Source organism: Streptomyces swartbergensis (assembly GCF_002148965.1).
Taxonomy (GTDB): domain Bacteria; phylum Actinomycetota; class Actinomycetes; order Streptomycetales; family Streptomycetaceae; genus Streptomyces; species Streptomyces swartbergensis.
The window spans coordinates 1-9,292 of sequence record NZ_NGFN01000337.1; the positions used below are offsets into that span (position 1 = coordinate 1).

A 9,292-nucleotide genomic window follows, 5' to 3' on the forward strand; every position below is an offset into this window, starting at 1 on the left:
GCCCCGCGCCGACACCCGAAGGCACCCCGCGACGGACTCCCACGCGGGCGACCGACGACGCCCCGCGGCGGCCCATGACGCCCCCCGGGCTAACCTCGCGCGCCGAAGGTGCCGCGCCGCCGCCCTCCCCCGCCGACGCCACCATGCCCCTGCGCCCGGTCACCCCGGTCGACCCCGACGCGACCACCGTGCTGCCGGTCTCCCCGGCCACTTCCGTGCTGCCGGCCGTCTCCCCGGACACCTCCGTCCTCCCGACGCCCCTGAGCCCCGCCGCGACCGAACCCAGCGTCACCGACCTGCGCCTTTTCGATGGCGCGGGGGGACCGGGCCGGGGCGTGCCGGAACTGGACGAGACAGACCGGAGGCCCCGGCGCCGGAGGCGTACCGCGCTGCTCGCCACGGCCGCCGCGGCCTGTGTCGCCGTGGTGGCCGCGGCCGGGTACGCGAGCGGGCTGTTCACCTACGAGGCACCGTCCCGGAACAGCGCGCTGCCGGACGACCTCCGGGCGAGCGTGCCGGACGCCCCGTCGAGCAGCGCGGCGTCCACGCCACCGGCGGAGAGCGCACAGGCCGCGCCGCCGGCCCCCGCCGTACCGCCGCCGTCGGCCACCCGGAGCCCGTCGGCCTCCCCGTCGCCGTCCACGCCGAGCGCCTCGCCGAGCCCGTCGCGGTCGGCCACCCCGTCGGCATCCCGGACGTCCGCCCCGGCCAGCCCGGAGAACGCGCCCCCGGACAGGTCCCGCCAGAACAGCGGCCCCGCCGTCCTGCGCCAGGGCGACCGCGGCCCGGAGGTCACCGAACTCCAGCTCCGGCTGCGCCAGTTGTACCTCTACGACGAGGACACCGACGGCGACTACGACAGCCGTCTGGAGGAGGCCGTCCGCACGTACCAGTGGTCACGCGGCATCCAGACCGAAGACCTCGGCGTCTACGACCGGGAGACGCGGGCGAAGCTGGAGTCGGAAACCAAGGAGCCGTGACGGGCCCGAGCACCCTACTGTGACGCCGTGACCACTCAGGTGATCGTTCTCAACGGCGGTTCGAGCTCCGGCAAGTCCGGGATCGTACGGTGCCTGCAAGAGGTGCTGCCGGACCCGTGGCTGGCCTTCGGCGTCGACTCGTTCGTCGAGGCGCTGCCCGCGAAGCTGCAGGGCTCGGACGGAGGAATCACCTTCGCCCCGGACGGCGGGGTGAGCGTGGGCGCGGAGTTCCGCGCACTGGACGCGGCCTGGACCGAGGGCATCGCCGCGATGGCCCGCGCCGGTGCCAGGATCATCGTCGACGACGTCTTCCTCGGCGGACCGCACTCCCGGCAGCGCTGGCAGAAGGCCCTGGACGGACTCGACGTGCTGTGGGTCGGCGTCAGATGCGACAGCTCGGTCGCCGCGGGGCGTGAGATCGCCCGGGGCGACCGGATCCGGGGCATGGCCGCGTCACAGGCACACCTGGTGCACGAGGGCGTGAGCTACGACCTGGAGGTGGACACCACGCACACCGAAGCCCTGGAGTGTGCGCGCACCATCGCCGCCCACGCCTGACCGCCCCGGACCTTCGTGACCGTAGTGTCCGTCACCCGACGTACAGGCGGATCGTCCCGTCCCCCACGGCCTCCACGCGCACCTGCGTGAGGTCGTCCACCACCACGTCCGGCGCGTGGAACGCGGCCCGGGGCCCGACCCCGACCACCGTCATCCCGGCGGAGCGCCCGGCCGCTATCCCGGCCCCGGAGTCCTCGAACACCACACAGTCCGCGGGCGCCACACCCAGCTCGGCGGCGCCCTTCAGGAAGCCCTCGGGGTCGGGCTTGCTCGCCCCGACGGACTCCGCGGTCACCCGCACCTCGGGCAGGTCCAGCCCGGCCGCGGCCATCCGCGCCGTCGAGAGCGGAACGTCGGCGGAGGTCACGAGCGCGTGCGGCAGCCCCCGCAGCGAGGCGAGGAACCCCGGCGCCCCGGGGATCGGGACGACACCCTCGGTGTCGGCCGTCTCCTCGGCGAGCATCCGGGCGTTGTCCGCGTAGTTCTGCTCCATCGGTCGGCCGGGCAGCAGCAGCGCCATCGACGCGTATCCCTGCCGCCCGTGGACGACCTTCATGACCTCGTCCCCGTCGAGCCCGTGCCGCTCGGACCAGCGCCGCCAGACGCGTTCGACCGAGGCGTCGGAGTTGACGAGGGTGCCGTCCATGTCCAGCAGGAGGGCGCGGGCGGTGAGCACGGCGGTGGCCGTCATCGGCAGCTCCAAGGCTCAGGGCGCGGACGAGGGCACACGGCAGCCCCCGGAGGAACAAGGCGGCCCCGCCCGCCGGTCAGGGAAAACGGGCGAGGGCCACTTTGTTTCTCCACGGTACAAAACATCCCCGGATCGCGCCAGGGCCCCCCGCAGACGTTCACCCACCGTTCAGCTCGCCCCGGCCCACCCGGTCACCCCGGCCCACCCGGTCACCCCGACCCCGGTCGCCCCGGCTCACCCGGTCACGGCCTCCCACAGGCTCCACACGCCGAGAGCCAGCATCACCAGCGCCGCGATCTGCGTGATCAGCCGCAGCGGCACCTTCTTCATCAGCGCCTTTCCGCCGACGATGCCGATCCCGGCCACCGCCCACAGCGCGAGCACCGCGCCCAGGCCGACGGAGAGCGGGTCGTCGTAGCGGGCGGCCAGGTTCGCGGTCATGATCTGCGTGAGATCGCCGAACTCGGCGACCAGGATGAGCATGAAGCCGGCGCCCGAGACCTTCCAGAAGGACTGGTTCTCCGGCTTGCGGACCTCTTCCTCGTCCTCGCCCTTCTTCAGCAGCAGGACCGCGGCCCCGCCCAGGAAGAGCACGCCCGTCAGCGCCTGCACGATCTGTTGCGGCAGCAGCGTGAGCACACTGCCCGCCGCGACCGCGAGCGCGACGTGCAGCGCGAACGCGGCGGCGACACCGGCGAAGACGTAGGAGGCGCGATAGCGGGTGCCGAGGACGAGGCCGGCCAGGGCGGTCTTGTCCGGCAGTTCGGCGAGGAAGACGACGCCGAAGACGACGGCCGTCACGGTCAGGCTGATCAAGGGTTCCTCAATCGGTCGGGGCTGCCCCACCGAGAGTGCTGAGCCTGTCGAAAATTTTCGACGCGACACCTCGGCACGGCAGCACACTCGGCACCCGTGCCGTGGGGCACGGGCGTGCACTGCTTGCCGAAGGTCTCGCTGGCGGGGCCCCTGGACGTACCAGTAGGACCTGCCTCCGGGCGCCGGCTCAGGCGGGCTGAGCAGTATGTCGACGGTCCGGCGAAGAGCTACTCCCCTTCTGCGCCGTCCATGGTACGCGACACCCCTGGAGCGAAAAGTTCCGCCTTGAACCTTGTCATGTCATGAACGCGTCACTAACTTCTCACCGGGCGCACACCTCCCCGCAACACGGTGCGACGAGCATTCCCTCGCTCGCAGCCCAACGCCCCCACCCCTCAAGGGAGTTCGCATGCCGAAGTTCTACGCGCGTCGACGGCTCAGCATACTCGCGGGCCTCACCGGTCTCATAGCCTCGGCCGGCCTTCTCAACGGCCCGGCCGCCYCCGCCGCCCTGCCCACCCCCGTCAGCGGGGCCACCGCCCGCACCTACCTCGCCTCGCTCACCGTGGCCACCGAGGACCGCACCGGCTACAACCGCGACCTCTTCCCGCACTGGATCACCCAGTCCGGCTCCTGCAACACCCGCGAGGTCGTCCTCAAGCGCGACGGCACGAACGTCGTCCAGGACTCCTCCTGCGCCGCCACCAGCGGCAGCTGGTACTCCCCCTACGACGGCGCCACCTGGTCCGCCGCCTCCGACGTCGACATCGACCACCTGGTCCCCCTGGCCGAGGCCTGGGACTCCGGCGCCGACTCCTGGACGACCTCCCGCCGCCAGTCCTTCGCCAACGACCTGACCCGCCCGCAGCTCATCGCGGTCACCGACAACGTCAACCAGGCCAAGGGCGACCAGGACCCGGCCACCTGGATGCCCTCCCGGACGACGTACCGCTGCACCTACGTCCGCGCCTGGGTCCAGGTGAAGTACTACTACGACCTCTCGGTCGACCCCGCCGAGAAGTCCGCGCTCCAGAACCACCTCGCGAACTGCTGACACGCGCGAATCCGTGCCGGAACCTCCCCGCTGACCTCCGTCGTTCCGTACCGTACGGGGCGACGGAGAGGGGGCCACGATGGCCGGACTGCGGCTCGGACCGCTGCTGAGGTACACCGACGGCTCGTCCGCGACCGTATGGGTCGAGACGAGCCGTCCGTGCACGGCCGCGGTGCGCTGCGCCGACGGCGCCGGCGGCACGGCCCCGACCTTCCAGATCGCGGGCCACCACTACGCGCTGGTCCCGGTGACCGGCCTCACGGCCGGGACGTCCACGACGTACGAGGTCCTCCTCGACGACACCCCCGTGTGGCCGCTGCCCGACTCCCCCTTCCCGCCCTCGGCGATCCACGCGCCGGACGGCGAGGGCGGCCTGCGCGTCGCCTTCGGCTCCTGCCGCTGGGCCGCCCCGCCGGCCGGCGGGCACGACCCGGTGGGCCCGGACGCCCTGGACGCGCTGGCCACCCGCCTCGTGGCCGACCCGGAGGGCGAGCGGCCCGACGTCCTGCTGCTGCTCGGCGACCAGGTGTACGCCGACGAGACCTCCGAGACGACGCAGCGCTGGCTGGCGGCCCGCCGCGACCTGAACGACCCGCCGGGCAACGGGGTCGCGGACTACGAGGAATACACGCACCTCTACTACGAGTCGTGGCTCGACCCCCGCATCCGCTGGCTGCTGTCCACCGTGCCCAGTTTCATGATCTTCGACGACCACGACGTCATCGACGACTGGAACACCTCCGCCGCCTGGCTCGCCGACATGCGGGCCACCGGCTGGTGGCAGGAGCGGCTGCTGAGCGGCCTGATGTCGTACTGGGTCCACCAGCACCTAGGGAACCTCTCACTGGAGGAACTGGCGGCCGACCCGGTGTACGAGGGCGTCCGCCAGGTCCCCGACGGCACCGACGTGCTGCGCACCTTCGCCGCCCGGGCCGACGCCCACCCGGCCACGGCCCGCTGGAGCTACCGGCGCGACTTCGGGCGCGTACGCCTGCTGATGGTCGACAGCCGGGCCGCCCGCGTCCTCGACGAGGGCAGCCGCGCGATGCTCGACCCGGGCGAGGACGCCTGGCTGCGCGAGCAGGTGCTGGACGGCCCCGGGTCGTACGACCACCTCCTCCTGGGCACCTCGCTGCCCTGGCTGCTGCCGCATCTGGTGCACGACGCCGAGGGCTGGAACGCGGCACTGTGCCGGGGCGAGCGCGGCGAGCGCTGGGCGCGACTCGTTGAGAAGGTGCGGCGGGCCGCCGACCTGGAGCACTGGTCGGCGTTCCCCGAGTCCTTCGCCGGGCTGGCGGAGCTGATCGCCGAGGCCGGCTCGGGGCGGGACGCCCCGGCGACGGTGTGCGTGCTGTCCGGGGACGTGCACCACGCCTACATCGCCGAGCCCTCGTGGCCCGGACCGGGCCCCGACGCCCGGGTGGTGCAGCTCGTCTGCTCGCCCGTCCACAACTCCGTCCCCCTGTCGATCCGGATGGGCTTCCGCGTCGGCTGGAACGCGGTGGCGCGCGCGTTCGGCCGCTGCCTCGCCCGGCACGGACGCCTCCCCCGGCCGCCGATCGGCTGGCGCAAGACGGGCGGCCCCTGGTTCGGCAACCAGCTCATGACACTGACCCTGCGCGGCCGTTCGGCACGGCTGCGCCTGGAGCAGGCACGGGCACGGGAGGGAAAGGGCCCACGCCTGACGACGCTCCTGGACTCCGAGCTTGCCCCGTAACGGACCATTACCACCCTTTCTCTCCGCTGTGACCGTGATGCTCGTGAGGCATCCCACAGCGAGCGTCAATCCTTGGCCATGGACCTCGGTTCCGGCCCCCGGCGACGGCATGATGAGGCGGACCGTCCGCTTCCCCACCGGCGGACCGCCCAACGCGCCCCACACGCCCGGGAGCCCCACCCTTGTCTGCGTCGACCGAGGAATCCGTACCGGAGGAGACCCCGCCGGAGGGATCCCTACCGCGGGAATGGCCGGAGGGATCCGTACCGGCCGAGGAACCCGCACCGTTGTCCGTCGCCCTGGTCGGCGCCGGTCCGCGCGGTACCAGCGTCCTGGAACGCCTCTGCGCCTCCGCCACGGAACTCCTCCCGCCCGGAGCCCGGCTGACGGTCCACGTGATCGACCCGGATCCGCCGGGCCCGGGCCGCGTCTGGCGTACCGACCAGTCGCCCGAGCTGCTGATGAACACCGTGGCCTGCCAGGTGACCCTGTTCACCGACGACAGCGTGGACTGCTCGGGCCCGATCCGGCCGGGCCCGAGCCTTCACGAGTGGGCGCGCGGCACGCTCGGCCCGGACGAGTACCCGACCCGGGCGGACTACGGCCGTTATCTGGAGTGGGTGTTCGCCCAGGTCGTACGGGAGGCACCGGCGACCGTCCGCATCGAGACGCACCGGGCGCGGGCGGTGGGCCTCGACGACACCCCGGGCGGCCACCAGGCCCTCACCCTCTCCGACGGCCGCACCCTGACCGGCCTGTCCGCCGTGGTCCTGGCCCAGGGGCACCTGCCCACGACCGCCGACCCGGGCCGGCGGCGCCTGGCGGCCCACGCCGCACGCCACGGCCTGCGCCACGTCCCGCCCGCCAACCCGGCCGACGTCGACCTGTCCTCCGTACCGCCCGGCGAACCCGTCCTGCTGCGCGGCCTCGGCCTCAACTTCTTCGACCACACCGCCCTGTTGACGACCGGCCGCGGCGGCCGTTTCGTACGGGACGCCCATGGCCTGCGCTATCTCCCCTCCGGCCGCGAACCGCGGCTGTACGCCGGTTCGCGGCGCGGCATCCCGTACCAGGCCCGCGGCGACAACGCGAAGGGGGCGTTCGGCCGGCACGACCCGCTGGTCCTCACACCGGATGTGATCGCGGGCTTCCGCAAGCGCGCCGACTCGGGGGAGGCGCCCGACTTCCTGGCCGAGATATGGCCGTTGGTCGCCAAGGAGGTGGAGACGGTGTACTGCACCGCACTGCTCGGGCGGGCAGGAGCCTCCGCGCGACAGTGCCAGGAGTTCACCGATCGCTTCCTGTGCGTACCGCACGGCGATCCGGAAGAGGCGGCGCTGCTGGGCGAGTTCGGCGTGGCGGACGCCGACCGCTGGTCCTGGGAGCGGATCTCCCGGCCGTATGCCGGACGGGACTTCGTGCACCCCGGCGAGTGGCGTGACTGGCTGCTGTCGTACCTGCGCGAGGACGCCGCGCAGGCCGCCCTGGGCAATGTGCGCGGCCCGCTGAAGGCGGCCCTGGACGTGTTGCGCGACCTGCGCAACGAGCTCCGGCTGATCGTCGACCACGGCGGCCTCCCCGGCGGCTCCCGCCGGGACCACCTGGACCGCTGGTACACCCCGCTCAACGCCTTCCTGTCCATCGGCCCGCCCCGGCGCCGCATCGAGGAGCTGGTGGCCCTGGTGGAGGCGGGGGTGGTGCACGTGCTCGGGCCGCGCCTGAAGGTGACGGAGGCGGACGGGGCCTGGGCTGCGCACTCCCCCGACGTGCCGGGTTCGGTCGTCCGCGTGAGAACGCTCATAGAGGCCCGTCTGCCGGAAACCGACCTGCGAAAAACAGCCGACGGCCTCCTCGCGGGTCTGTTGCGGACCGGGCAGTGCCGTCCGCACACCGTCGACGGTTATGAGACAGGGGGGTTGGATGTGACACCGCGCCCTTACCATCTGATAGACCGTCAAGGAGCCCCGCACTCCAGGCGGTTCGCCTTCGGGGTCCCCACGGAGGGCGTGCACTGGGTGACGGCTGCGGGGGCGCGCCCGGGTGTGGATTCGGTCATGCTTTCGGACGCGGACGCGGTGGCCAGAGCGGCTCTACGTGCGGTTGTGACTGAAACTGCGCCCCAACCGGACGTAAACCGGTGGCCAAATGTTGAACTTGCAAGCATCAATTAGGCGCACCTAACGTGGGTTACTCATCGGTTCTGTCCCCCGACCGGCCCTCCCCTGGCCGGCCGACCGAAGGAGACCCCCACATGACCGCACGCCTCAATGGCGCGCAGCCGTACGCTCTCGGACTGTTCCGGATCGTCATCGGCCTGCTGTTCGCCTGCCACGGCGCCGTCGCGCTGTTCGGAGTCCTCGGAGGAGTGGACGGCAAGGGCGGCACCGCGGCGACCGGCGCCTGGCCGAACTGGTACGCGGCCGTCATCGAACTCGTCGGCGGCACCCTGGTGCTGCTGGGCCTGGGCACCCGCGCCGCGGCGTTCATCTCCTCCGGCGCGATGGCGTACGCGTACTTCAAGGTCCACCAGCCGCAGGGCCTGTGGCCGATCGAGAACAGCGGCGAGGGCGCGGCCATGTACTGCTGGTCCATGTTCCTGCTGATCTTCACGGGTTCCGGCGCGTTCGGCGTCGACCGGCTGCTGGCCAAGCGCACGTCGGCGCAGGGACGACAGTCCACGGACCAGACACCGGTGGCGGCCTGAGCCGCCCGGACCGCGCCGGGCAGAGCGGCGCCTCCCCTTGCACACGGGGAGGCGCCGTTCTGCCGTAAACGCCGGGACACGGCAGCCGGGTGACGACTCGGGACGAGGTGAACACCCCGTACCGAACGTACGAGCCCCCCGTGAACCGCCCGTCACACCCCAGGCGTACGCTGTATGGCTGTCATCGGCCACTCCTGCCGCTCCGCCGCGCCACCGCGGCACGGTCTGGCCCACGGGGGACCACGGGGAGTTGCGGTGCTGGAGCATATGGGGTCGCTGTTCGGCAGCCCATGGATCTACGCGGCGGTGGCCCTTTCCGTCCTGCTCGACGTGTTCCTGCCGGTGCTGCCCAGCGGCGTCCTGGTGATCACGGCGGCGACGGCGGCGGCCGCGGGTTCGGCGGCCGACGTGCCCGACGTCCTGACGCTGATCCTCTGCGCGGCCGCCGCCTCCGTCCTGGGCGACCTGGCCGCCTACCGCCTCGCCTGGCGCGGCGGCGACCGTCTGGACCGGGCGATCTCCCGCTCCCGGCGCCTGACCACCGCGCAGGAACGTCTCGGCACGGCCCTCGCGCGGGGCGGCGGCGCCCTCGTCGTCCTGGCCCGCTTCGCGCCCGCCGGCCGCTCGGTCGTCTCCCTCGGCGCGGGCGCCGCACACCACCGCGCCCGCGACTTCCTCCCCTGGTCGGCCCTGGCGGGCCTCACCTGGGCCATCTACAGCGTCGCCCTCGGCTACTTCGGCGCCCACTGGCTGGGCGCGAGCTGGCTGGGGA

General features: G+C 72.8%; 9 protein-coding genes. 7 read left to right on the forward strand and 2 right to left on the reverse strand.

Annotated elements, in window-relative coordinates; genetic code table 11:
- Positions 1 to 980, forward strand: a 980-nt coding sequence (locus tag CA983_RS35345) for a peptidoglycan-binding domain-containing protein (protein WP_107500317.1), incomplete at its 5' end; no start/stop codon positions are given.
- Between the two features lie 27 nt (positions 981 to 1,007).
- A complete protein-coding gene (cpt, locus tag CA983_RS35350) occupies positions 1,008 to 1,538 on the forward strand; it encodes a chloramphenicol phosphotransferase CPT (protein WP_086604835.1) in 531 nt (176 codons plus the stop codon).
- A 31-nt stretch (positions 1,539 to 1,569) separates the two neighbouring features.
- On the opposite strand, the gene CA983_RS35355 is transcribed toward cpt, so the two are convergent.
- Positions 1,570 to 2,229, reverse strand: coding sequence for an HAD family hydrolase (locus CA983_RS35355; protein WP_086604836.1), 660 nt, complete (start codon positions 2,227 to 2,229; stop codon positions 1,570 to 1,572).
- 234 nt (positions 2,230 to 2,463) lie between these two features.
- A complete protein-coding gene (locus CA983_RS35360; protein WP_086604837.1) occupies positions 2,464 to 3,045 on the reverse strand; it encodes a TMEM165/GDT1 family protein in 582 nt (193 codons plus the stop codon).
- Positions 3,046 to 3,454: 409 nt separating this feature from the next.
- Between CA983_RS35360 and CA983_RS35365 the strand changes: the two genes are divergently transcribed.
- The 5 genes from CA983_RS35365 to CA983_RS35385 all read left to right on the forward strand — a co-directional run.
- Positions 3,455 to 4,099 (forward strand): HNH endonuclease family protein, encoded by a 645-nt coding sequence (locus tag CA983_RS35365; protein ID WP_086604838.1) that lies wholly within the window; start codon positions 3,455 to 3,457, stop codon positions 4,097 to 4,099.
- Positions 4,100 to 4,178: 79 nt separating this feature from the next.
- Positions 4,179 to 5,816, forward strand: a complete 1,638-nt coding sequence (locus tag CA983_RS35370) for an alkaline phosphatase D family protein (protein ID WP_086604839.1) — start codon at positions 4,179 to 4,181, stop codon at positions 5,814 to 5,816.
- A 287-nt stretch (positions 5,817 to 6,103) separates the two neighbouring features.
- The gene (locus CA983_RS35375) at positions 6,104 to 7,987 is read left to right on the forward strand and encodes an FAD/NAD(P)-binding protein (protein ID WP_086604840.1); all 1,884 of its coding nucleotides are present in this window, start codon (positions 6,104 to 6,106) and stop codon (positions 7,985 to 7,987) included.
- 80 nt (positions 7,988 to 8,067) lie between these two features.
- Positions 8,068 to 8,520 (forward strand): DoxX family protein, encoded by a 453-nt coding sequence (locus CA983_RS35380; RefSeq protein ID WP_086604841.1) that lies wholly within the window; start codon positions 8,068 to 8,070, stop codon positions 8,518 to 8,520.
- Between the two features lie 255 nt (positions 8,521 to 8,775).
- Positions 8,776 to 9,292, forward strand: a 517-nt coding sequence (locus CA983_RS35385; RefSeq protein WP_086604842.1) for a DedA family protein, incomplete at its 3' end; no start/stop codon positions are given.